Annotated in this window: 21 protein-coding genes; 1 reads left to right on the top strand and 20 read right to left on the bottom strand. The window is 71.4% G+C overall.

The window, feature by feature from the left end:
- The first annotated feature begins 215 nt into the window (after window positions 1-215).
- A complete protein-coding gene (locus tag KBY32_RS01125) occupies window positions 216-1,013 on the top strand; it encodes a tyrosine-protein phosphatase (RefSeq protein ID WP_055619141.1) in 798 nt (265 codons plus the stop codon).
- A gap of 37 nt (window positions 1,014-1,050) precedes the next feature.
- On the opposite strand, the gene KBY32_RS01120 is transcribed toward KBY32_RS01125, so the two are convergent.
- The 20 genes from KBY32_RS01120 to KBY32_RS01030 all read right to left on the bottom strand — a co-directional run bounded on the left by KBY32_RS01120 (window position 1,051) and on the right by KBY32_RS01030 (window position 22,262).
- A complete protein-coding gene (locus tag KBY32_RS01120; protein WP_055619142.1) occupies window positions 1,051-1,173 on the bottom strand; it encodes a DUF6126 family protein in 123 nt (40 codons plus the stop codon).
- The gene (locus tag KBY32_RS01115; RefSeq protein ID WP_115505795.1) at window positions 1,170-1,805 is read right to left on the bottom strand and encodes a helix-turn-helix domain-containing protein; all 636 of its coding nucleotides are present in this window, start codon (window positions 1,803-1,805) and stop codon (window positions 1,170-1,172) included. The genes KBY32_RS01120 and KBY32_RS01115 overlap by 4 nt, the downstream gene beginning before the upstream one ends.
- 71 nt (window positions 1,806-1,876) lie before the next feature.
- Window positions 1,877-3,262 carry an aspartate aminotransferase family protein gene (locus KBY32_RS01110; RefSeq protein WP_115505794.1) on the bottom strand — a complete coding sequence of 462 codons (1,386 nt, stop codon included), beginning with the start codon at window positions 3,260-3,262 and terminating at the stop codon, window positions 1,877-1,879.
- A complete protein-coding gene (gene dxs / locus KBY32_RS01105) occupies window positions 3,259-5,244 on the bottom strand; it encodes a 1-deoxy-D-xylulose-5-phosphate synthase (RefSeq protein WP_210978477.1) in 1,986 nt (661 codons plus the stop codon). Before dxs ends, KBY32_RS01110 begins: the two co-directional genes overlap by 4 nt.
- Before the next feature lie 31 nt (window positions 5,245-5,275).
- Window positions 5,276-6,451, bottom strand: a complete 1,176-nt coding sequence (ispG, locus tag KBY32_RS01100; RefSeq protein WP_210978476.1) for a flavodoxin-dependent (E)-4-hydroxy-3-methylbut-2-enyl-diphosphate synthase — start codon at window positions 6,449-6,451, stop codon at window positions 5,276-5,278.
- A 4-nt stretch (window positions 6,452-6,455) separates the two neighbouring features.
- The gene (gene hpnH, locus KBY32_RS01095; protein ID WP_055619147.1) at window positions 6,456-7,478 is read right to left on the bottom strand and encodes an adenosyl-hopene transferase HpnH; all 1,023 of its coding nucleotides are present in this window, start codon (window positions 7,476-7,478) and stop codon (window positions 6,456-6,458) included.
- 5 nt (window positions 7,479-7,483) lie between these two features.
- A complete protein-coding gene (locus KBY32_RS01090; RefSeq protein WP_055619148.1) occupies window positions 7,484-8,125 on the bottom strand; it encodes a 1-hydroxy-2-methyl-2-butenyl 4-diphosphate reductase in 642 nt (213 codons plus the stop codon).
- Window positions 8,122-10,140, bottom strand: coding sequence for a squalene--hopene cyclase (shc, locus tag KBY32_RS01085; RefSeq protein ID WP_210978475.1), 2,019 nt, complete (start codon window positions 10,138-10,140; stop codon window positions 8,122-8,124). The genes KBY32_RS01090 and shc overlap by 4 nt, the downstream gene beginning before the upstream one ends.
- 143 nt (window positions 10,141-10,283) lie before the next feature.
- Complete coding sequence (locus KBY32_RS01080; RefSeq protein WP_079033398.1) at window positions 10,284-11,348, bottom strand: polyprenyl synthetase family protein; 1,065 nt, start codon at window positions 11,346-11,348, stop codon at window positions 10,284-10,286.
- Window positions 11,349-11,419: 71 nt separating this feature from the next.
- On the bottom strand, window positions 11,420-12,847 hold the full coding sequence (gene hpnE, locus KBY32_RS01075) for a hydroxysqualene dehydroxylase HpnE (RefSeq protein WP_210978474.1): 1,428 nt from the start codon (window positions 12,845-12,847) through the stop codon (window positions 11,420-11,422).
- Window positions 12,844-12,984, bottom strand: a complete 141-nt coding sequence (locus KBY32_RS35910; protein WP_374224881.1) for a DUF6380 family protein — start codon at window positions 12,982-12,984, stop codon at window positions 12,844-12,846. The genes hpnE and KBY32_RS35910 overlap by 4 nt, the downstream gene beginning before the upstream one ends.
- Entirely contained in the window at window positions 12,984-13,934 is a 951-nt protein-coding gene (hpnD, locus tag KBY32_RS01070) for a presqualene diphosphate synthase HpnD (protein WP_115505788.1), read from the bottom strand. The genes KBY32_RS35910 and hpnD overlap by 1 nt, the downstream gene beginning before the upstream one ends.
- Window positions 13,931-14,830, bottom strand: coding sequence for a squalene synthase HpnC (gene hpnC, locus KBY32_RS01065; protein ID WP_210978473.1), 900 nt, complete (start codon window positions 14,828-14,830; stop codon window positions 13,931-13,933). The genes hpnD and hpnC overlap by 4 nt, the downstream gene beginning before the upstream one ends.
- 385 nt (window positions 14,831-15,215) lie before the next feature.
- The gene (locus tag KBY32_RS01060) at window positions 15,216-15,995 is read right to left on the bottom strand and encodes an ABC transporter ATP-binding protein (RefSeq protein WP_108709593.1); all 780 of its coding nucleotides are present in this window, start codon (window positions 15,993-15,995) and stop codon (window positions 15,216-15,218) included.
- Window positions 15,988-16,917: an ABC transporter permease gene (locus KBY32_RS01055; protein ID WP_210978472.1), complete on the bottom strand. Its 930-nt coding sequence runs from the start codon at window positions 16,915-16,917 to the stop codon at window positions 15,988-15,990. The genes KBY32_RS01060 and KBY32_RS01055 overlap by 8 nt, the downstream gene beginning before the upstream one ends.
- A gap of 94 nt (window positions 16,918-17,011) precedes the next feature.
- Complete coding sequence (locus KBY32_RS01050; RefSeq protein ID WP_210978857.1) at window positions 17,012-17,884, bottom strand: glycosyltransferase family 2 protein; 873 nt, start codon at window positions 17,882-17,884, stop codon at window positions 17,012-17,014.
- A 5-nt stretch (window positions 17,885-17,889) separates the two neighbouring features.
- Window positions 17,890-18,669, bottom strand: coding sequence for a CDP-alcohol phosphatidyltransferase family protein (locus KBY32_RS01045; protein WP_079033399.1), 780 nt, complete (start codon window positions 18,667-18,669; stop codon window positions 17,890-17,892).
- Complete coding sequence (locus KBY32_RS01040; RefSeq protein ID WP_055619158.1) at window positions 18,647-19,708, bottom strand: iron-containing alcohol dehydrogenase family protein; 1,062 nt, start codon at window positions 19,706-19,708, stop codon at window positions 18,647-18,649. Before KBY32_RS01040 ends, KBY32_RS01045 begins: the two co-directional genes overlap by 23 nt.
- On the bottom strand, window positions 19,696-20,448 hold the full coding sequence (locus tag KBY32_RS01035; protein WP_055619159.1) for a sugar phosphate nucleotidyltransferase: 753 nt from the start codon (window positions 20,446-20,448) through the stop codon (window positions 19,696-19,698). Before KBY32_RS01035 ends, KBY32_RS01040 begins: the two co-directional genes overlap by 13 nt.
- The gene (locus KBY32_RS01030) at window positions 20,445-22,262 is read right to left on the bottom strand and encodes a DUF5941 domain-containing protein (protein WP_055619160.1); all 1,818 of its coding nucleotides are present in this window, start codon (window positions 22,260-22,262) and stop codon (window positions 20,445-20,447) included. The genes KBY32_RS01035 and KBY32_RS01030 overlap by 4 nt, the downstream gene beginning before the upstream one ends.
- Window positions 22,263-22,469 lie beyond the last annotated feature (207 nt).

Genomic DNA, 22,469 nt, shown 5'->3' with positions numbered 1-22,469 from the left:
CGATCCGAATACGACATGAGGTGCGCGCAAAACCGGACGAAGCACCCGCTCGCAAAGATGACATCAGACGACTTTCGCCCGTTTCGACCCATTGCCACCGAGTCATCCCCTGTGGACAACTGAATGGCGCACGCAGCCATGTCGTATCGTCGGAGTCGCACCTCGCCGGCCTCATCGCCGAGCCGCGCCGGCGGGGCCGACCGGGAGGAGCCCCCGTGACGCAGCAGATCCCGTCGACCGAGCCCGAACTGGCCGGTGTGCGCAACTTCCGCGACGTGGGCGGCCTGCCCACCGTGGACGGACGACGGGTGCGGCACGGCGTGCTGTTCCGCAGCGGCCACCTCGCCCACGCCACCCCCGAGGACGCCGCCTTCCTCGACTCGCTGGGCCTGCACACGATCTTCGACTTCCGCAATGCGGCGGACCAGAAGCTGGAGGGTCCCGACGTCGAGCTGCCGGGCGTCCGCAATGTGAATCTGCCGCTGTCGGACCCGGCGGACGGCGCGGAGTTCTGGAAGATGGTCCGGGACGGCGACCTCGACCAGCTGCGGGGGATCCTGGCCGACGGCAAGGGCGCCGACCGGATGATCGCCTCCTACCGCTCGATGGTCACGGACCGGACCGCCGAGCACTCCCGGATCCTGCACTCCCTGGTGGAGGACAGCGTCCCGGCCCTGATGCACTGCGCGGCCGGCAAGGACCGGGCTGGCCTGTCGGTCGCGGTGACGCTGCTCGCCGTCGGCGTCGAGCGCGAGGCGATCGTCACCGACTACCTGAAGTCCAACGAGAAGCACCGCCGCTACAAGGTGCGGCGCAGCGGCAGCAACCCCTCGGCCTACTCGCCCGAGGTCATGGAGCTGCTGAGCCCGCTGTTCGACGCGCGGGCGGAGTACCTGACGGCGGCCTTCGACACGATCGACGCGACCTGGGGCGACGTCGACACCTACCTGGAGCAGGGCCTGCGGCTCACGCCGGAGGCCCGGGAGCGCCTGCGGGAGCGCCTGCTCGACTGAGGGACGCGGGATACGACCCTAGGGACACGGGGTACGTCTACTGCCCGCCGCCCGCCTCGAAGAGGAAGTAGATGAAGGCGGCGAAGACGTGCCCCACCGCGATGTAGATGATGAGCCGCACCCACAGGGCGCGCGGGAACTTCTCCTCCATGTCTCTCATGGCGTCACTCCAGGGGTCGGGCCCAGGCACAGGGTGGCCGTGGGGCTCTGCAACAGGGTGTGGACGAACAGCAGCTCGACCCCGCCGTCGTCCTCGGCGGCGATGCGGTGCGGGGTGAGCGAGTCGAAGTGCGCGCTGTCCCCGGGGGCGAGCCGGTGGATGGTGTCGCCGAGGCGCAGCCGCAGCCGCCCCTTGAGGACGTGGAGCCACTCCTCGCCGGGATGCACCCGCACGATGTCGCCCTGCGACCCGTACGGCACATGGACCCGCAGGGCCTGCATGGCGCGGCCGGAGACCCCGGCCTGCCAGTAGGTCCAGCCGCCGGCGGCGGTGGGTTCCATGTCGGCGGCGCGCACGACGGCGTCCCGGTCGGGGACCCTCTCGCCCAGCAGCTCGCCGACCGTCGTACCGTAGACACGGGCAAGCGCGAGCAGCATCGGCAGCGACGGCTGCCGCTGACCGGTCTCCAGCCGGGAGAGATGCGCGGGCGACAGCCCGGCGGCACGGGCCGCGCTCTCCAGGGTGAGGGCCGCCTGGCGGCGCAGCGCCCGCAGCTGCGGCGCGACGGCCGGCAGGGCGGCCTCGGCCGGTCCGGCCGCCCCGTGACCGGGCGGGTTCTCGGAGGAGCTCATGCTCCCATTCAGCCGCAGCCTTACCTCAGGGGCAAATTTGTTGCCTCAGAGGCAAAGCGCGGCGAGGCCCCTCACCGGTTGGCGACCGCCTGCTTGATCAGTGTCTTGCCGAAGTCCCACATCAGGCCTCCGCCGCTGTGCGCGTCGTCCATGACGTCCGTGAAGGCGTCGACGAACCGGTCCACCTCCCGTTCCCCGATGATCAGCGGCGGGATCAGCTTGATGACCTCCAGATGGTCCCCGGAGACCTGGGTGAGGATCCTGTGCCGCCGCAGCAGCGGCACCACGACCATCTGGGCGAACAGACCCTTGCGGGCGGCCTGGAGCATCGTCCAGCGGCTGCGCAGCTTCAGCGAGTCGGGGCGGCCGAACTCGATGCCGATCATCAGGCCGCGCCCGCGTACGTCGGCGAGCAGCTCGTACTTGTCGGTGAGGGCGGCCAGCCGTGACTTCAGCAGCTCGCCGGTGGCCCGTACGCCCGCGACGATCTGCTCGTCCTCCATGACGGACAGCACGGCGAGCCCGGCCGCCATGGCCTGCGCGTTGGAGCCGAAGCTCGCCGAATGGACGAGCACCCGGTCCATGGACGAGTAGACCTTCTTGAAGATCCAGTCCTTGCCGAGGGTGGCGCCGACCGGCACATAACCGCCGGACAGGGCCTTCGCCACACAGACCAGGTCCGGCTCTACGCCCTCCTCGTGCTGGTAGGCGTAGAAGTCGCCGGTCCGGCCGAGGCCGGTCTGCACCTCGTCGGCGATGAGCAGCGCCTTGTGCCGGTGCAGCAGCTCCTGGGCGGCCCGCAGATAGCCGGGCGGGGCCTCGTGCACGCCCTTGCCCTGGATCGGTTCGACGATCAGCGCGGCGACGTCGCCCTTCCTCAGCTCGCGTGCCAGGGCGTCGAGGTCGCCGAGCGGGACGGCCGTGTCGGGCAGCAGCGGCGCGAAGCCGTCCCGGAAGCCGGACTCGCCGTTGACGGACAGGGAGCCGGTGGTCAGCCCGTGGAAGGCGTGGTCGCAGTACAGCACCCTGGGCCGGCCGGTGACGAACCGCGCGAACTTCAGCGCGGTCTCCACGGCCTCCGTGCCGCTGTTTCCGAAGAACACCCGGTCCAGATGAGGGCTGTGGGCGAGCAGCTTCTCCGCCAGCAGCCCGGGCAGCGGCTGGCAGTCGAAGCGGGTGAGGTCGGCGAGCTGGGCGTCCAGGACGTCGTGCAGCGCCTTGCGGACGACGGGGTGATGGCGGCCCAGGCCCATCACCCCGAACCCGGCGAGCATGTCGAGGTAGTCCTCGCCGTCGGTGTCCCAGAAGTAGGCGCCCTCGGCCCGCTCGTACACCTTGTCGAAGCCGATGGTGTGCAGCATGCGCGGGAGCTGGTGGTTGAGGTACCGCGTGTGCAGCTCGTAGCGCTCGGCTCCGCGCTCGGCGAGCAGCCGCCCGAGGTCGAACTCGGTGGTCATTCAGCCTTCTCCTTGACTGACGCGACGGAACGGCCCGTGGGGCGGCCGGTGTTCGCCGGGCCGCCGGACGCCCCGTCGCCGTCGGACGGGTCGGACGAGCCGGCCGCGGCTTCCTTCAGCGCCAGGCTGGCGCTGATCCGGCCGGCGACCTCGACGGGTGTGAGCCCGATGTCGGCCAGCACCTCGCCCCGCTTGGCGTGCGCGAGGAACTGCTCCGGGATGCCGAACCGCCGTACGGGCACGTCGACATCGGCGTCGCCGAGCGCGAGCGCCACGGCGCTTCCGACCCCGGCCGAGCGGCTGTTGTCCTCGACGACGGCCACCAGCCGGTGCTGCGCGGCCAGCGGGGCGAGCGCCGGGTCGACGGGCTTGACCCAGCGGGGGTCGACGACGGTGCAGCCGATACCGCGCGAGGCGAGCAGGTCGGCCGCCTGGAGGCACACGGGGGCCATCACGCCGACGGCGACGAGGAGGACGTCCGGCTCCGGTCCGCCGCGGTGCAGGACGTCGAGCCCGCCCACCCGGTCGACGGCCGGGATCGTGGGTCCGACCGACTCCTTCGGGAACCGCACCAGCGTCGGGGCGTCGTCCACGGCGACAGCCTCCCGCAGCTGCGCCCGCAGCTGGTCGGCGTCCCGGGGCGCGGCGATCCTGAGCCCGGGGACGACCTGGAGGACGGACATGTCCCACATGCCGTTGTGGGAGGCGCCGTCGACGCCGGTGACCCCGGCCCGGTCCAGGACGAACGTCACGCCGCAGCCGTGCAGGGCGACGTCCATCAGCAGCTGGTCGAAGGCGCGGTTGAGGAAGGTGGCGTAGACGGCGACGACCGGGTGCAGTCCGCCCGTCGCGAGGCCCGCCGCGGAGACGGCAGCGTGCTGCTCGGCGATCCCGACGTCCCAGACCCGGTCCGGGAACCGCTCGGCGAACTTGCCGAGGCCGACGGGGTGCAGCATGGCCGCCGTGATCGCGACGACGTCCTCGCGCTCCTCGCCGATCCGGACGATCTCGTCGCCGAACACCGACGTCCAGGACGGTCCGTTGGACGGCGCGAGCGGCTCGCAGGTCAGCGGGTCCATCACGCCGACGGTGTGGAAGTGGTCCTCCTCGTGGGCGAGGGCGGGTTCGTAGCCGCGGCCCTTCTCCGTGAGGCAGTGGATCAGCACCGGGCCGTGGAAGCGCTTGGCGCGGCGCAGCGCGGACTCGACGGCGCCGACGTCGTGCCCGTCGATGGGGCCGACGTACTTCAGGCCCAGGTCCTCGAACATGCCCTGGGGTGCGAAGGCGTCCTTGAAGCCCTTCTTCGCGCCGTGCAGGGACTCGTAGAGGGTGTGGCCGACGAGCGGGGTGCGCAGCAGGACGTCCTTGCCCCAGGCCAGGACCTTCTCGTAGCCGTCGGTGGTCCGCAGGGTCGCCAGATGGTTGGCGAGGCCGCCGATGGTCGGGGCGTACGAGCGCTCGTTGTCGTTGACGACGATGATCAGCGGGCGGTCCTTGGCGGCCGCGATGTTGTTCAGCGCCTCCCAGGCCATGCCGCCGGTCAGCGCCCCGTCGCCGATGACCGCGACGACGTGCCCCTTCTCCCCCTGCACCTGGCGGGCCTTGGCGAGCCCGTCGGCCCAGCCGAGGGCGGTGGAGGCGTGGCTGTTCTCCACGATGTCGTGCTCGGACTCCTCGCGGGAGGGGTAGCCGGACAGGCCGCCCTTGCCCCGCAGCTTCGAGAAGTCCTGGCGTCCCGTCAGCAGCTTGTGCACATAGCTCTGGTGGCCGGTGTCCCAGACGATGCGGTCGACCGGCGACTCGAAGACCCGATGGAGCGCGATGGACAGTTCCACCACCCCCAGGTTGGGCCCGAGGTGACCGCCGGTCCTGGCGACCGCGTGCACCAGGAACTCCCGGATCTCGTCGGACAGTTCACCGAGTTCCGCCTCGGACAGCGCCTTCAGGTCACGTGGTCCCCGGATGCTCTCCAGAATCGTCATGCTCGGGCCCCCTCTCGGTCCGTGCCGTGCTTCAACTCACCGTCACTGCCGGTTTCCCCGTGCCGGTGGGGACGCCCGATGCGGCGCCGTCCTGTTCCATCTGCTCGGCGATCTTCATCGCCTCCTCGATCAGGGTCTCGACGATCTTCGACTCGGGGACGGTCTTGACGACCTCGCCCTTCACGAAGATCTGACCCTTGCCGTTGCCGGAGGCGACCCCCAGATCGGCCTCCCGGGCCTCACCGGGCCCGTTGACGACACAGCCCATGACGGCGACCCTCAGGGGCACCTCCATGCCGTCCAGACCGGCCGTGACCTCTTCGGCCAGCTTGTAGACGTCGACCTGGGCGCGGCCGCAGGACGGGCAGGACACGATCTCCAGCCGCCGGTCCCGCAGCCCGAGCGACTGCAGGATCTGCGTGCCGACCTTGACCTCCTCCACGGGCGGAGCGCTCAGCGACACCCGGATGGTGTCGCCGATGCCCTGGGAGAGGAGCGCGCCGAAGGCGACGGCGGACTTGATGGTGCCCTGGAAGGCCGGGCCCGCCTCGGTCACACCGAGGTGCAGTGGGTAGTCGCACTGGGCCGCGAGCTGCTTGTACGCCTCGATCATCACGACCGGGTCGTTGTGTTTCACGGAGATCTTGATGTCCCGGAAGTCGTGCTCCTCGAAGAGCGACGCCTCCCACAGCGCCGACTCCACCAGCGCCTCCGGCGTCGCCTTGCCGTACTTCTGCAGCAGGCGCCGGTCCAGGGAGCCGGCGTTGACGCCGATACGGATCGGGGTGCCGTGGTCCTTCGCGGCCCCCGCGATCTCCTTGACCTTGTCGTCGAACTGCTTGATGTTGCCCGGGTTCACCCGGACCGCCGCACAGCCCGCCTCGATCGCCGCGAACACGTACTTCGGCTGGAAGTGAATGTCCGCGATCACCGGGATCTGCGACTTCCGCGCGATCGTCGACAGCGCGTCCGCGTCGTCCTGCGTCGGGCAGGCGACCCGCACGATCTGGCAGCCCGACGCCGTCAGCTCCGCGATCTGCTGCAGGGTGGCACCGATGTCCGACGTCCGGGTCGTCGTCATCGACTGCACCGAGACCGGGGCACCGCCCCCGACCGCCACCGGACCGACGTGGATCTGCCGCGACACACGCCGCTCGGCGATCGGCCGGGCCGGTACCTCGGGGACGCCCAAGGAGATGGCGGTCATGGCGTCACTCCCGGTTTCCGGAGACGGTCTCACGCATGGCGCGCAGCGACTCCTTGAGGGAGCCCATGGTCGCGAGGACGGCGGTGGGCTCGTAGCCGCAGTGCGCCATGCAGTTGGCGCAGCGCGGGTCTTTGCCCCGGCCGTACTTGTCCCAGTCGGTGTCCTCGATCAGCTCGCGGTACGTCGGGACGTAGCCGTCGCTCATCAGATAGCAGGGGCGCTGCCAGCCGAAGAGGGAGTAGTTGGGGATCGCCCAGGCCGTGCAGGGGAAGTCGACCTTGCCCTCGAGGAAGTCGAGGAACAGCGGCGAGTGGTTGAGCCGCCACTTGCGGCGGTTGCCGCCGGCGAAGGCCTTCTTGAACAGTTCGCGGGTCTGCTCGACGCCGAGGAAGTGCTCCTGGTCCGGAGCCTTCTCGTAGGCGTAGGCGGGCGAGATCATCATCTCGTCGACCTGGAGGTCGTCGTTGAGGAAGTTGAGCACCTCGATGATGGTCTGCGGGGTGTCGGTGTTGAAGAACGTCGAGTTGGTGGTGACCCGGAAGCCGCGCCGCTTGGCCTCCTTGATCGCCTCGACGGCCTCGTCGAAGACGCCCTCCTTCGCCACGGACTCGTCGTGGCGCTCCCGCAGGCCGTCGATGTGCACGGCGAACGCGAAGTACGGGGAGGGCGTGAACTTGTCCATCTTCTTGCGCAGCAGCATGGCGTTGGTGCACAGGAAGACGTACTTGCGCTTGGCCACGAGCTGTCGCACGATCTCGTCGATCTGCGGGTGCATCAGCGGCTCGCCGCCGGCGATGGACACCATCGGCGCCCCGGACTCCAGCACCGCGCCCACGGCCTGCGCCACGGGCATGCGCTGCTTCAGGACCCCCGCCGGGTGCTGGATCTTGCCACAGCCCTCGCATTTGAGGTTGCACGCGAACAGGGGTTCCAGCTCGACGATGAGCGGGAACTTGTCACGCCTGCGGAGCTTCTGTTCGGCCAAGTAAGTAGCGACCTTGATGGACTGGCGCAGCGGCATGGCCATCTGGCTCACCTCCTGGGGAGCAGCAAGGAACGGTGCCATTCGTAGAAAGCAGGCAGAACGGAACGAAGAACGCGGAAGGCCGATATTCCACCGCGCAATGTGCCGATCCGGACGAGTTCATGTTCTGGAGCGTCCACGACCACCCGGACGGCCGCAACCGGGCGCTCGCCCGCGCGGACGGCGCTCAGGAGCGTGGCCGCGGACTCCATGTCGACCGCGATCGCGCCGGTCGTGAGCAGATCGGACCGTTCCTGACCGCGGACCACATGGTCCGAGCCGGTGAGCGGTCCGGTGTGGACGGTGCGGCCCGGGACGGACCGCGTGAGTGCTTTGACCAGGAAGTCGCTTCCGGTGCACGGAACGGTTCCCGCCGGATCCCGGGTCTCCTCGGCGACCACGAGGTCGCCGGGGTGCATCCCGGGGGCGAGGCCCGCGCAGAAGCCGGTGGCGAGGACGGCGGCGCCGGCCAGCGCCGGGTCGGCCAGCAGACGGGTCACGGCGCGCTCGGCCGAACGGGGGCCCATGCCGGTGCGCACCACGGTGACGGGCCCGCCGGCCCCGCCCCGGTCGCCGGTGCGCAGGGCGATCTGCTCGATGCCGAGCGCACAGGCGATCAGCAGCGGGGCCGGGGCGGGCTGTGGGTTCATCCGCTCCCCTCGGCCTCGGTCGCCGGCACGGTCGCCTTGCCGGCGAAGGGCTCCCCGTGCAGGAACCGGCCGAGCGCGGTCAGCGGGAAGACCTGCCGGTAGAGGTGGTAGTTGATCGAGAAGTCCCAGGGGAAGCCGGTGCCGGTGAAGTACGGCTCGTCCCAGGAGCCGTCCGGCCGCTGGGTGATCGCCAGCCACTCGATGCCGCGTTCGACGGCCTTGGATTCCCTCTCCCCCGCCGCGAGGAGCGCCATCAGCGCCCAGGCCGTCTGCGAGGCCGTCGAGGCGCCCTTGCCGCTCCACTCCTCGGCGTACTTGTAGGAGCGCAGGTCCTCGCCCCAGCCGCCGTCCTCGTTCTGGACGGACTCCAGCCAGTCGACGGCCCGGCGGATCGCCGGATGGGAGCCGGGGAGGCCGGCGGCCGTCAGGGCGGGGACCACGGACCCGGTGCCGTAGACGTAGTTGACGCCCCAGCGGCCGAACCACGCGCCGTTCGGCTCCTGTTCGGCGAGGAGCCAGGCGATGCCGCGCCGGGTGCGCGGGTCGTGGGCGAGCCCCTCGACGGCGAGCATCTCGACGACGTGCGCGGTGACGTCCGCCGACGGCGGGTCGATGACCTCCCCGAAGTCGCAGAACGGCAGCCGGTTCGGGAAGGGGCTGGTGTTGTCGACGTCGAAGGCGCCCCAGGCCCCGTTGCGGGACTGCATACCGAGGTTCCAGCGCACCCCGCGCCCGATGGCGCGTTCCATCCGCTCGGGCTCGGGATGGCGGACCCGGCGCAGTGCGAGGACCACCTCGGCGGTGTCGTCGATGTCGGGGTAGTTGTCGTTGTGGAACTCGAACGCCCAGCCACCGGGCGGGAGTTGGGGGCGCCGGACCGCCCAGTCGCCGGGCCGGACGATCTCCTCGCCCAGCATCCAGTCGGCGGCCTTGACGAGTTGCGGATGGTCGGCGGGCAGGCCCGCGTCGACCAGTGCGATGGTGGCCAGACAGGTGTCCCACACCGGTGACTGGCACGCCTCGATCATCCGGGCGCCGTCCTCGCGCCACACGGCGAAGCGGTCGAGCGACGCCAGGCCCTCGCGCATCACCGGGTGCTGGAGGTCGTAGCCGAGCAGGTGGAGCGCGATGATCGAGTACACCGCCGGGGGCTGGATGCCGCCCCAGCAGCCGTCGTTCTCCTGGCGCTCGATGATCCAGCGGGCGGCGGTGTTCATCGCCGCCTTGCGCAGTCTGCGCGGGGCGACCTTGCGCAGCTGGTGCAGGGCCTTGTCCAGCCGCTGGAAGGCGCCGTCCCAACTCCTCATCGGCGCGAGGGGCTTGGGAGGATTGGGGTTCGCCGGATCGGTGTGGAGCTCGTCGAGCGGGAAGGGCGCGGGCCGTACCGGGCGCTTCGCGGAGACGATCGTCAGCGGGACGATGGTCTGCCGGGCCCAGCAGCCGAAGTCGTAGATGTTGAGCGGCACCCAGGTGGGGAAGTAGATGAGTTCCGGCGGGAGTTCGGGCAGGTCTTCCCACTTCCACCAGCCGAACAGGGCCAGCCAGATCCGGGTGAAGACGCGGGACGCGGCGATGCCGCCCTGGTCGCGGATCCAGGCGGAGGCCTTCGCCATGTGGGGGGCGTCGGGCGCGTCACCGGCCAGCCGCAGTGCGACGTACGCCTCGATGGTGGCGGACAGTTCGCCGGGCCCGCCGTAGAAGGTGGCCCAGGTGCCGTCGTCGCGCTGTTCGCCGCGGATGAAGAGGGCGGCGGCCTGGGTGGTCTTCTCGTCCCGGATGCCGAGGAACTGACGCAGCAGCAGATCCTCGGCGTCCATGGTCACGTTGGTCTCGAGGTCGCCCTTCCACCAGCCCGCGGGGTCCTGGCGGGCCAGCAGGAAGTCGGTGGCGCGCCGGGCGGCGCGTTCGGCGGCCTCGTACACCCCGGCCGCCAGAGGGGTCTCGCTGTGGATGTCACTGGCCGCGGCGGCCCGGGGCGGCAGGGCCCCGGTGCTTCCGTCGGTCGTCGCTGTCATGGCTTCCCCTTCGTGCAGTGCTGCAAGCGGTGCGTCTGCTGTGGGTCCGCCGTCGGCCGGGGCGCTGCGTCCAGCGCCGCCGGCCGGCGACTACGCGAGGACTATTCGACCGATATGGATCATCTCTCTTCCCCCGACGGTGTTCATCTCTTGCGGACGACGACGAAGTCGGCGAGCGCCGTGAACTGCGCCCGCACGCGCTCGGGCATGTCGACGGCGTCGAGGGCCTCGACGGCGACGGTGTGCTGGCGGCGGGCCTCCTGGGCCGTCCACTCGCGGCCGCCGGCCTCCTCGATGAGGGCGGCGCGGGCGGCGAACTCCTCCTCGGAGAAGTTCGCGAAGTCGCTGCTCTTGGCGTCGGCGGCGAGGATCTCGCCGAGCCGCTCGGAGGCGCTGCCGCCCGCCGCGAGCGCGGCGACGACCGGCAGGGACTTCTTGCGCTGACGCAGATCGCTCCAGGTCTGCTTGCCGGTGGCGTCCGGGTCGCCCCAGATGCCGAGGAGGTCGTCGACGGCCTGGAAGGCGAGGCCCAGGTGGTAGCCGTACTTCTCCAGGGTGTCGGCGGTGCGCTCGTCGGCGCCGCCGAGGACGGCGCCGATCGAGCTGGCGCAGGCCAGCAGGGCGCCGGTCTTGTTGCCCTCCATCTCCAGGCACTCCTCGACGCTGACGCGGTCGCGGTGCTCGTAGGAGATGTCCTGCGCCTGACCGTCGATCAGGGCGCGGGTGGCGGTGGTGAGCCGGCGGGTGGCGCGGCCGGCCTCGACGGTGCCGAGCTCCAGCAGGACCTCGTTGGCGAGGGCGAACAGGGCGTCGCCGACCAGGATGGCCTGCGCGGGGCCGTGCACCTTCCACACGGTGTCGCGGTGCCGGCGCTGCTCGTCGCCGTCCATCAGGTCGTCGTGCAGCAGCGAGAAGTTGTGGACCAGTTCGACGGCGACGGCGCCGGGGACGCCGACCTCGGGCGCGGCGCCGGTGACCTCGGCGGACAGCACCGCGAGGGCGGGGCGTACGGCCTTGCCGCCGTCGCCGGCCGTCGGGTTGCCGTGGGCGTCGATCCATCCGAAGTGGTAGGCGGAGACGGTGTCCATGGGAGGGGCCAGACGGTCGATCGCCGTCCGCAGCACCGGTGTGGCCAGGGTCCTCCCGCGCTCCAGGAGCGCGGTCACGTCGACCGCGGTCTCTCGAGCGGCCTTCTCGGCCGGGGGCACAGTGGGCACGGTCTCTCCTCTTGTTGCGGTACCGGGGGTGCGGGGGCCTGCCACCGCGTGCTCGGCCGCCATCAGGCCGCCTCCTCGACGGCGAAGAGATGGCGGGGGCGGGGCCGGCCGAGGGCGCCGAGCGCGGCCTCGGCCGCACCGACGCCGCTGCGGACCGCACTCTCCATGGTCGCGGGCCACCCGGTGGCGGTCCACGCTCCGGCCAGGTACAGGCCGGGTGCCTTGGTACGGGCGCCGGGCCGCAGCCGCCCGACGCCGGGGGTGGGGGCGAACGTCGCGGTGCGTTCGCGGGTGACGAAGAAGTCGAGCACCCGGGCGTCGCGGGCCCGGGGCAGCAGCCGCTCCAGCTCGGGCAGATAGCGCTCGCGCAGGGTGGCCACGGGGGTGTCGATCTCGTCCTGGGCGGCCGACTGGGAGACGGCGAGGTACTGGCCGGAGCGGAGTCCGGAGGCGTCGGTGCGGTCGAACACCCACTGCAGCGGGGTTCCGAGAGCCGTCAGGAAGGGCGCGGCGAGCACCTGGCGGTCGTAGACGACGTGGACGTTGAGGATCGGCGCGGTGCCGATGCCCAGCAGCCGGCCGGGGTCGTCGAGGGCGCCCTCGGGCAGCAGCGCGTGGGCCTCCTGCTGGGGTACGGCGAGCACGACGGCGTCCGCGCGGAGCGTCTCGCCGGGCACCTGGACGCTCCAGCGTCCGTCGGCGTCACGGGAGAGCGAGCCGGCGCGGGTGCGCAGCTCGGTGCGGACGCCCGCCGAGTCGAGGGCCTTGCGGGCCAGCCCGTCGTGCAGGTCGCCGAGGGGGACGCGGGACCAGCCGATGTCGGCGGCGCCCGGTTCGGACAGCAGCCCGGTCTTGAACACCATGGCGGCCAGCCCCAGCGAGGCGTCGCCCGCGACGGCGTTGAGGGTGGCGACGCCGACCAGGTCCCACAGGGCCTCGACGGCGCGCGGGGACTGGCCGTGCGCGGCGAGCCAGCTGCCGAAGTCCTGCTCGTCGAGGGCGGGGTCGGCCGGGTCGAGCCCCTTGAGCGCGAGCGCGGCGCGGCCCACCCTGGCGCGTTCGGCGAGCGACAGGTGCGGATAGGCGGCGAGACTGCGGCCGAGGTGCAGGGGGACGGGCAGCGGGTCGCGCCGCAGCCGGCCGAGCCGGCGTCCCTCGGGCTTGCCGAGATCGACGACGGGCACGTCGAGACGTTCCTGCAGGGGCGCGAGCGCGGCCCCGTCGATCCGGTCGAGGAACCAGCGGTAGGCGGTGCAGCAGCGCAGGTAGACGTGCTGTCCGTTGTCGACGGTCAGCTCGCCGCGCCGGAAGGAGAAGGCGAGGCCGCCGAGCCGGGGCCGGCCCTCCAGCAGGGTGACGCGTACGCCGGCGTCGGCGAGGGCGAGCGCGGCGGTGACGCCGGCGAGCCCGCCGCCGATGACGACGGCGTCCCGCCCGGAGCGGTCCGGGGTACCGGCGAGCGGCCCGTCGGGCCGTGTGCCGTCGGTCATGGCGCGCCCTCCCCCGTGCGACCGCCGTGGCATCCGGACGCCATCCGGCCGGTCGTCGTGGTCAGGGACGCGGTACGGGCGCGGAGGGTTGCCCGCCGTTTTTCGCCGGGCGCGTCACCTCGGAACGCAGGCTCCATCAGGCACGCCTCCTGACCGCTCGCCGCGTCACATGCCGGGTGTCGAGACCGGACAGACCGCGGACGGCGACATAGGCCTTCTCCCGGCCGGGCAGGGAGACACGGCCGCGCAGCACGGCCTCCGGGTCGCGTTCGATGCGGTCCAGGAGACGGCGGTAGATGCCGGCCATGGCGGCGACGCAGGCGCCGCTGCGCCGGTCGAGCATGGGGAGCAGCCGGTAGCCCTCGGCGAACAGGGCGCGGGCCCGGCGCACCTCGAAGTGGACGAGCCCGGCGAAGTCGGAGCCCTCCGGCGGGGTCGGCCCGTGGAAGCCGGCCGAGCAGCCGAACTTGGCGAGGTCGTCCGAGGGCAGATAGGTACGGCCGCCCTCGCCGTCCTCGCGGACGTCCCGCAGGATGTTGGTGAGCTGCAGGGCGAGGCCCAGGGTGTCGGCGTACTCGGGGGCGCGTTCGGCGCCGCGCGCGTACGGTTCGGTGCCGAAGACGCCGAGCGAGAGGCGGCCGATGGCGCCCGCGACACAGCGGCAGTAGACCTTCAGGTCGTCCCAGGTCTCGTAGGTCTCGCCCCGGACGTCCATCAGCACGCCGTCGATCAGCTCGTCGAGTCCGCCGAGCGGGATCGGGAAGGTGGCGGCGGCGTGCGCGAGCGCGACGGCGACGGGGTCGGTGTCGTCCTCGTCGATCTCGCCCTCGCGGATCCGGGTCAGCACGCCGCGGGTGTCCTCGAGCCGCGCGGTCTTGACGTCGCCGGGCAGGGCGCCGTCGCCGATGTCGTCGACCCGGCGCGAGAACGCATAGAGCGCCGACATCGCCCGGCGCTTGGGCGTGGGCAGCAGCCGGATGCCGTAGGCGAAGTTCCGGGCCTGCCGTCCGGTGACGGCCTCGCAGTAGCTGTAGGCGGCGAGTACCGGTGCGGACACGTGTGGTGCAGACTCCACGGTCCGGATCACCCCTCTCCTCGCAGGGTCCCGCCCACCTCGCGCAGCAGCCGGAGCTTGCCGGCCTTGGGCGGGCCTGTGAGTACGTCGTATTCGGCGGCGGCGATCGCTTCGACGGCCGCCCTTCCCCCCGCCACGAAACCCGCCAGCAGCAGCTTGAGCCTGCCGTGGACGCTACCCACGAGGGGAGTGCCTTCATTCAGGAGGTTCCGGGCGCGTTCGGCTTCGTATGCAACCAGTGCGCGCACCGATGCGCCCGCTGTTTTCGCCGCCAGGTCGGTTTCGTCGACGTGGAAGCGCTTCATGTCCTCGGCGGGCAGATAGATCCGGTCACGCCGGAGGTCCTCGGCGACGTCCTGGAGGTGCTCGACGATCTGCAGTGCGGTGCACACCGCGTCGGAGCGGCGGACACGCTCGGGCGTGCCGGTCCCCGTGACGGCGAGGACGAGCCGGCCGACGGGGTTGGCGGAGAGTTCGCAGTAGGCGAGCAGGTCGTCGTAGGTCTCGTAGCGGCCGACGAGCTGGTCCTGGCGGTTGGCGGCGATCAGGCCGAGGAACGGCCCGGGGGTCAGCGCGTGCCGGCGGACGGTCGGCTGGAGGCGGCGCAGCAGGGGGTGGCGCGGGGTGCCGTCGAAGACGCGGCGCAGGTCGTCCTCGAAGGCGTCGAGCAGCACGAGGCGGTCGTCGGCGTCGGCGCCGGTCACGCCGAGCAGGCGGGCGTCGGCGCCGCCGGGGGCGAGGTCGCCGTCGCCGATGTCGTCGACGAGGCGGGCGAAGCCGTAGACGGCCATGAGGTCGGTGCGCCAGGCCCTGGGCAGGAAGAACGGCGCCACGGGGAAGTTCTCCGCGGCGGCCTTGTCGAGGGTGGTGCGCTCGGGATCGGCGGTGAGCGCGTCGGCACCCGTCATCGGGGACTGCCCGGCGCGAGGACGGCGCACGCTGCGTGGAGCTGGGGAGTTTCCGTAGCCATTGCCGTCACATCTCCCGTTCTACACCGCAGAGCCGATGCGCACTATTTCGGACACGCCGCCCGGGCCTCCGTGCCGCGGCCCGGAGGCGGGCATCACGCCTTATCGCCCCACTTGCGTGTTTCGGTACCGGTACAGCTTACGTTGTACAACACTGCACGGCCCCTGGGGGTGTCCCGCACATCACGAGAACACACCGATCGGCGCCAAGATTCCTCGCGCCAGGCGGAGTTGACGTTTCCTTTGCAGACGCGGGGCCCCGCCGGAGCAGTTCCGGCGGGGCCCTGCGAAGCGTTCTGGGCCGCACGGCCCACCACGGGGTGGACTACTTGCCCGTGAACTTCTCGTACTCCTTGAGGACCTCGTCCGTCGGTCCGTCCATCCGGAGCTCGCCGCGTTCCAGCCACAGGACGCGGTTGCAGGTGTCGCGGATCGACTTGTTGTTGTGGCTGACGAGGAAGACCGTGCCGGCCTCCTTGCGCAGCTCGCGGATGCGGTTCTCGGAGCGCTTCTGGAACTTGCGGTCGCCGGTGGCCAGCGCCTCGTCGATCATGAGGACGTCGTGGTCCTTGGCGGCGGCGATGGAGAACCGCAGCCGGGCGGCCATGCCGGACGAGTAGGTGCGCATCGGCAGGGTGATGAAGTCGCCCTTCTCGTTGATCCCGGAGAAGTCGACGATGTCCTGGTAGCGCGCCTTGATCTGCTCGCGGGTCATGCCCATGGCGAGCCCGCCCAATATGACGTTGCGCTCGCCGGTGAGGTCGTTCATCAGGGCGGCGTTCACGCCGAGCAGCGAGGGCTGCCCGTCGGTGTAGACCCGGCCCTTCTCGGCCGGGAGCAGCCCGGCGATGGCCCGCAGCAGGGTGGACTTGCCGGAGCCGTTGGAGCCGATGAGGCCGATGGCCTCGCCCCGGTAGGCGACGAAGGAGACACCGCGCACGGCGTGCACCTTGCGCACCCCGCGCTCCTCGCCGCGCTTGAGGATGCGGCTCAGGGCGGCGGTGGCGCTGCCCTTGCCGGACTTGGCGCCGTTGACGCGGTACACGATGTGCAGCTCGTCGGCGATGACGGTGGGGATGCGCTCCCCCGGGTTCTGCTCAGCCACGGCCGTACCTCTCCTCCGCCTTCCAGAAGTACACGAAGCCGCCGGCGGCGAACAGCAGGGACCAGCCGAGCGCGACCATCCAGACGTGGTCCGGCAGGTTGGAGGAGCCGTAGCCGTCGATGAGGGCGAAGCGCATCAGGTCCATGTAGATCGCCGCCGGGTTCCACTGCAGGACCGTGGCGATCCACTCCGGCTTGCCCTCCAGCATGATCGAGATGGAGAACATCACGCCGGACGCGTACATCCAGGTGCGCATCACGAACGGCATCAGCTGGGCGAGGTCCGGGGTCTTGGCGCCCGCGCGGGCCATGATCATCGCGAGCCCTGTGTTGAAGAAGAACTGCAGCACCAGCACCGGGACGATCAGCAGCCAGGACAGCGAGGGGTAGCTGCCGAAGGCGACCGCCACCACGAACAGCACGATCATCGAGAACAGCAGCTGCTGGAGCTGCTGCAGCGCGAAGGAGATGGGCAGCGAGGCCCGCGGGAAGTGCAGGGCGCGGACCAGCCCGAGGTTTCCGGAGATCGCGCGGACGCCCGCCATCACCGAGCTCTGGGTGAAGGTGAACACGAAGACGCCCGTGACCAGGAAGGGCACGTACACCTCACGGGACATGCCCCGGTCGGCCTCGAGGATCAGACCGAAGATGAGGAAGTACACGGCCGCGTTCAGCAGCGGGGTGGCCACCTGCCAGAGCTGCCCGAGCTTGGCCTGGCTGTACTGGGCGGTCAGCTTCGCCCGCGAGAACGCGAGGATGAAGTGCCGGCGGTCCCAGAGCTGGCGGACGTACTCGAACAGCGAGGGCCGGGCGCCGCTCACGGACAGCCCGTACTTGGCGGCCAGCTCGGCCGCCGTGAGTCCCTCGTCGGGCGACGGCGGCGCGCTCACCGCGACCGGGCCGTCGTGCGTTGTCTCACTCACCAGTTGAAACTTTCGTCATCGAGATGCGCAGCCTGTGGGTCTGGCATGTGCCTGCGGCCGGGGTGCGGGCCGGTGGTCCTCGGGGCCGGGCCTGTCAGATGACAGGGGGCCGGCCCAGTCGGGTCAGCCGCCACACCGTACGCCACTTCATGGGCCGGCGGGGACCGCACGAAGTCGTCCATCCTTCCCGGAAACCCCCGAACCATGCCTTCAGCGCGGCCCCCGAGGGGCGCCGCAGAAGGGTGAGCAGCATCCACACGCCCAGATAGACCGGGACCAGTGGCGCGGGCAGGTTGCGGCGGGCGAGCCAGACCCGGTTGCGGGCGACCATGCGGTGGTAGACCGCGTGCCGGGAGGGCGCGGTCGTGGGGTGGTACAGCACCATGTCGGACCGGTAGTCGATCATCCAGCCCGCGTCGAGGGCCCGCCATGCCAGATCGGTTTCCTCATGCGCGTAGAAGAATGCGTCCGGCAGGCCGCCGACTTCCGCGAGGACCTGGGTGCGTACGGCGTTGGCGCCGCCGAGGAAGGTGGTGACCCGGGAGGAGCGCATCGGGTCGGAGGCACGCAGCCGCGGCACATGGCGGCGCTGGGTGACCCCCGTCTCCGGGTCGGCGATGCGGAAGCTGATGATGCCCAGCTTCGGGTCGGCCTCGAAGGCCTCGCGGCACAGCTCGGCGGTGTCGTGCCGGGCCAGCAGGCCGTCGTCGTCGAGGAAGAGCAGCACGTCGACGTCGCGGCCGCTCGGGCCGAACGCCTCGATGCCGACGTTGCGGCCGCCGGGGATGCCGAGGTTCTCGGGCAGCTCGATGGTGCGGACGCCCTCGGGGACGTCCGGCACGGGTGAGCCGTTGCCGACCACGACGACCTGGACCCGGTCGCCGTCCTGCTTGGCGACCGAGTCGAGCAGGGCGCGCAGCTCCTCGGGCCGGTTGCCCATCGTGATGATGACCGCGCCGACCTTCATGGCGCTCACTTCAGCCTGCTCGACGCGAGGATGGAGACCAGGTGCAGCAGGGTCTGCACGAGGGCGATGCCGGCCAGCACGGCGACGCCGAGCCGGGAGAAGAACAGGTCGCCGCGGACCTGGTCGGCGATGGCGAGGACCAGGATGAGCAGCGACGCCTCGATGCCGAGGATCAGCCGGTGGAACTTCAGGGCGGCGGCGGCCTTGCGGGCCAGCGCCATGCCCGAGGAGCGCATCTCGGCGGCGGCCTCCTTGACGGGCTCCTTGCCGGTCTGGTGGCGGGCGACGCCGACGAGGTCGGTCTCGGCCTTGATCAGGATGGCGCCGAGCGCGGCGAGCGTGCCGAGGAAGGCCCACAGCCAGTCGATACGGCCGCTGCCCCACAGGTCGGCGGCGCGCAGGCCGAAGCCGGTGAGCACCGCGGCGTCGGTGAGGTAGGCGCCGACCCGGTCCAGGTAGACGCCGCTGAGGGAGTACTGCTTGCGCCAGCGCGCGATCTCGCCGTCGACGCAGTCGAGCAGCAGGTACATCTGGACGCAGACGACGCCCAGCACGGCGCCCGGGATCCCCGGCACGAGAAGTGCCGGGGCCGCGAGCACACCGAATACGGTCATCAGGTATGTGAGCTGGTTGGGCGTGACCCTGGTGTTCACCAGGTAGCGGTCGACCCGCAGGGACACCTCACGCATGTAGAGGCGTCCCATCCAGTGCTCACCGCTGCGCCGGTCCTTCACCCCCGCGGGGTGGACGACGGGGCGTAGTTCAGCTACCGATGGCCTTGACATAGTCGGCGTAGACGTCCTTGATCTGGTCGGTTGTCAGGTCGAGGTGTTCGAGGATCGTGTACCGGCCGGGCCGGGTCTGCGGAGCGAACTCCACGGCTCGCACGAACTCGTCGTCCGTGAAGCCGATCTCCCGCGGCAGCACGGGCAGGCCGTGCCGACGCAGCACCTCGGCCATGAAGGCCGACTCCTCGTGCGCCCCGCGCAGGTACATGGCGAAGGCCGCGCCCAGTCCGCACTGCTCGCCGTGGGCGGCGGCGCGCTTCGGGAACAGCAGGTCGAAGGCGTGGTTGATCTCGTGGCACGCGCCGGAGGAGGGGCGGGAGTCGCCCGACACCGACATGGCGATACCGCTGAGCACCAGCGCCTCGGCCAGCACCTGGAGGAAGCCGGTGTCCCCTATGCCGCCGGGGTGCCGCAGGACCGCCTCGCCGGCCTGGCGGGCGATCGCGGCGGCGAGGCCGTCGATCTTCTCGCCCTTGACGCGGTGGGCGAGCTCCCAGTCGGCGATGGCGGAGATGTTGGAGATCGCGTCCCCGATGCCGGCGCGCACGAAGCGGGCCGGGGCCTCGTGGATGACGTCGAGGTCGATGACGACCGCGATCGGGTTCGGCACGCCGTAGGAGCCGCGCCCGGCGTCGTTGTCGAGCGTGGCGACCGGCGAGCAGAGACCGTCGTGGGCGAGGTTCGTCGGTACGGCGACGAGGGGCAGGCCCACGCGCGCGGCGGCGAACTTGGCGCAGTCGATGATCTTGCCGCCGCCGAGTCCGACGACCGCGTCGTAGTGGCCGGCCTTTATGTCGCCGGCCAGCCGGACCGCGTCGTCCAGGGTGCCGCCGCCGACCTCGTACCAGGAGGCGCCGGGCAGCGCGGGGGCGAGCCGCTCCCGCAGCCGGGCGCCGGAGCCGTTGCTGACGGCGACGGCGAGCTTGCCGGAGTGGGAGATGCGTTCGTCGGCGAGGACGCAGGCCAGATCGTCGAGGGCACCCGGGCGGATGTCCACGACGACCGGCGAGGGGATCAGCCGGGTCAGTACTGGCACGCGATCTCCCGTCCACGGGCGAGGTCGTCGTGGTTGTCGATCTCCACCCACTTGACGTCGCCGATCGGCGCCACGTCGATCCGGAAGCCGCGGTTCACGAGCTCCTGGTAGCCGTGCTCGTAGAACTGCTGCGGGTCGGTCTCCCAGACGGTCTTCAGGGCGTCGGCCAGCTCGGGGGCGGCGTCGCCCTCGATGAGGGTGACCCCGATGTACTCGCCGGTGGCCTCGGAGGGGTCCATCAGCTTGGTGATCTTCGTCATCCCCTTGGCGGGGTCGACGACGACCTTCATCTCCTCGTCGGCCAGCGACTTCACCGTGTCCAGGGCGAGGATGATCTTCTTGCCGTCGCCACGGGCGGCGAGCAGCGTCTTCTCGACGGAGACCGGGTGCACGGTGTCGCCGTTGGCGAGGATCACGCCGTCCTTGAGGGCGTCACGGCCGCACCACAGGGAGTAGGCGTTGTTCCACTCCTCGGCCTTGTCGTTGTCGATCAGGGTCAGCTTGAGGCCGTACTTCGCCTCCAGCGCCGCCTTGCGCTCGTACACGGCCTCCTTGCGGTAGCCGACGATGATCGCGACCTCGGTGAGGCCGATCTCGGCGAAGTTGCCGAGGGTGAGGTCGAGAACCGTCGGTTCGCCCTCTATGCCCGCGGGGCCCACCGGCACCAGAGCCTTGGGGAGGCTGTCGGTGTAGGGGCGCAGACGCCGTCCGGCGCCGGCCGCCAGCACGAGGCCGATCATGCGGGTTCTCCTTCATCGTGTACGGCGGGTGCGCCGCCCTTGTGGGCGGTCACCCAGAAGCGGATGCTCTCGACGAGCACCACCAGGGCCACGGCCACGGCGAGAGCCGTGAGCGCGACCGTGAACTGCGACGCGGTGAGCACCGCGGCGAGGAGGGTGACGAGCAGGGTCCGTCCTTCGTGCCCCCCGATGGTGCGCACCAGCCAGGCCGGGGGCGCGCCGGCGCCACCGCGGATGCGGTACACCGTGTCGTAGTGATGGTAGGCGACGGCCGCCACCAGGCCGAAAGCCGCAGGAAGGGCTCCGTTCACGTCCGCCTGGGCGGCCAGGACGAGGACGGTGCAGTACTCCGCGGCGCGGAAGACGGGCGGGACCAGCCAGTCGAGGGCGCCCTTGAGGGGGCGGGCGACGGCGATGCCCGAGGTCACGGCGTAGACGAGGGCGGCGAGGGGCGGCCAGGGGGTGCCGGGTCCGGTCGCGGCGGAGACGGCGACGACCAGGGCGCCGCCGAGGAGGGCCACGGCCGGGACGGCGAACCCGGGCAGCCTGCGGGCGGGCTTCTTCAGTACGGCGGCGAAGCCGAGGCCGCGCTCCCCCGAGTCGGCGAGGTCGGCGAGCGCCTGGGCGGCCCGGTCGGTACGGCGGGCCTTGCGGGTCAGGGAGCGCAGCACGCGTCCGGCCGTGGTGTACGTCGCCGCGAAGGCGCACCCGATGAGCAGCGCGTAGAAGGTGATGCGGGGCGTGGTGACGGCCGTGAGGACCGCGATCATCGCCCAGCGCTCGCCGATGGGCAGCACGATCATCCGGCGCAGCCACACCGTCCAGCCGACGCTGTCGAGCTTGTCGGAGAGGGCGGCGGTGGGGCTGGTGTTCGCGGTGGCGTCGTGGTTGGCCTCGTTGAACGAGAAGTCCACGACGTGCCGGCAGGTCTGGAGGATCATCGCGCCGAGGGCGAGCGCCCACACGTCGTCGCCGCCGCGGGCCGCGCCGAGGGCGAGACCGGCGTAGTAGGCGTACTCCTTGGCCCGGTCGAAGGTGGCGTCGAGCCAGGCGCCGAGCGTGGAGTACTGCAGCGAGTAGCGGGCGAGCTGCCCGTCGGTGCAGTCGAGCACGAACGAGAAGATCAGCAGCAGGCCGGCCGCGACGAACCCGACGCGGGTGCCGGTGGCCGCGCAGCCCGCCGCGATCAGCGCGGTGATCAGGGACGCGGTGGTGACCTGGTTGGGGGTCAGGCCGCGCCGTGCGCACCAGCGGGCGATGTAGCGCGAGTAGGGGCTGATGCAGAAGGTCGTGAAGAAGCCGTCGCGGGCCTTCACGGCCGACTTCAGGCGTATGGCCTCGTCGTCGACGGAGGCGACGGCCTGCCGGGCCTCGTTGCGGGCCTGCGGGTCGGCCGGGACGGCGGCGACGAGGCTGCCGAGCTCGGGGCGGTGCACATCGGTGCCCTCGCCGTCGAGAGCGGTGGCGACGCGGTCCGCGAGGCTGTCCACGACCACAGAGGTGCCGCCGCCGGCGGAGGTCTCGCGGGCCACGGCGCGGGTGAGCGCCTGCCGGCCGGCGGGCTGCGCGGTGACGGCGCCCGGGACCGCCGCGAGCGGAAAGCGGGGGTCGGTCAGGCCGAGACGCAGGGCGTGCAGATGGCCGACGAAGCGGGCGTCGACCAGGGCGACGCGCTGGTCACCGGGGACCTGGGCGAGAAGGGTCTCGGCGTCGGCCGGGTCCGCGGCGGTCCGGACGTCGTAGCCGAGGGACCGCAGATCGCCCTCGATCGACGATCCGGGGACCGGCTGACCGGTGAGGATGGCGGTCGGCAACCGAACTCACTCCCTGGGTGCCGGCGTGCTCGCGCCGGTCATGTGCATGGTGGCGGCGCCCCTTGCCGGTGGCGTCCGGGCGGCGTGTCGGCAGAGGCTATCGGATGACGGGAAGCCGACGTTCACCGGCCGTTCGGCGTGATGATCGACGTGGTTCGCCCTCTGCCGCGCCGCGATCATCATCGGGGATCGCGGGGGCCGCCCACA

The organism is Streptomyces sp. RK62 (genome assembly GCF_018070255.1).
GTDB classification, from domain to species: Bacteria; Actinomycetota; Actinomycetes; order Streptomycetales; family Streptomycetaceae; genus Streptomyces; species Streptomyces nigra.
Note: the sequence above shows the minus strand (reverse complement) of the source record. Positions and strands in the feature narration are given on the sequence as shown.

What these genes read in the sequence shown, in the direction of transcription:
- KBY32_RS01120 (WP_055619142.1), bottom strand. Translation starts at nt 1,173, where the DNA reads ATGAGAGACATGGAGGAGAAGTTCCCGCGCGCCCTGTGGGTGCGGCTC.
- KBY32_RS01115 (WP_115505795.1), bottom strand. Translation starts at nt 1,805, where the DNA reads ATGAGCTCCTCCGAGAACCCGCCCGGTCACGGGGCGGCCGGACCGGCC.
- KBY32_RS01110 (WP_115505794.1), bottom strand. Translation starts at nt 3,262, where the DNA reads ATGACCACCGAGTTCGACCTCGGGCGGCTGCTCGCCGAGCGCGGAGCC.
- dxs (WP_210978477.1), bottom strand. Translation starts at nt 5,244, where the DNA reads ATGACGATTCTGGAGAGCATCCGGGGACCACGTGACCTGAAGGCGCTG.
- ispG (WP_210978476.1), bottom strand. Translation starts at nt 6,451, where the DNA reads ATGACCGCCATCTCCTTGGGCGTCCCCGAGGTACCGGCCCGGCCGATC.
- hpnH (WP_055619147.1), bottom strand. Translation starts at nt 7,478, where the DNA reads ATGGCCATGCCGCTGCGCCAGTCCATCAAGGTCGCTACTTACTTGGCC.
- KBY32_RS01090 (WP_055619148.1), bottom strand. Translation starts at nt 8,125, where the DNA reads ATGAACCCACAGCCCGCCCCGGCCCCGCTGCTGATCGCCTGTGCGCTC.
- shc (WP_210978475.1), bottom strand. Translation starts at nt 10,140, where the DNA reads ATGACAGCGACGACCGACGGAAGCACCGGGGCCCTGCCGCCCCGGGCC.
- hpnE (WP_210978474.1), bottom strand. Translation starts at nt 12,847, where the DNA reads ATGACCGACGGCACACGGCCCGACGGGCCGCTCGCCGGTACCCCGGAC.
- KBY32_RS35910 (WP_374224881.1), bottom strand. Translation starts at nt 12,984, where the DNA reads ATGGAGCCTGCGTTCCGAGGTGACGCGCCCGGCGAAAAACGGCGGGCA.
- hpnC (WP_210978473.1), bottom strand. Translation starts at nt 14,830, where the DNA reads ATGACGGGTGCCGACGCGCTCACCGCCGATCCCGAGCGCACCACCCTC.
- KBY32_RS01050 (WP_210978857.1), bottom strand. Translation starts at nt 17,884, where the DNA reads ATGAAGGTCGGCGCGGTCATCATCACGATGGGCAACCGGCCCGAGGAG.
- KBY32_RS01045 (WP_079033399.1), bottom strand. Translation starts at nt 18,669, where the DNA reads ATGTCAAGGCCATCGGTAGCTGAACTACGCCCCGTCGTCCACCCCGCG.
- KBY32_RS01035 (WP_055619159.1), bottom strand. Translation starts at nt 20,448, where the DNA reads ATGATCGGCCTCGTGCTGGCGGCCGGCGCCGGACGGCGTCTGCGCCCC.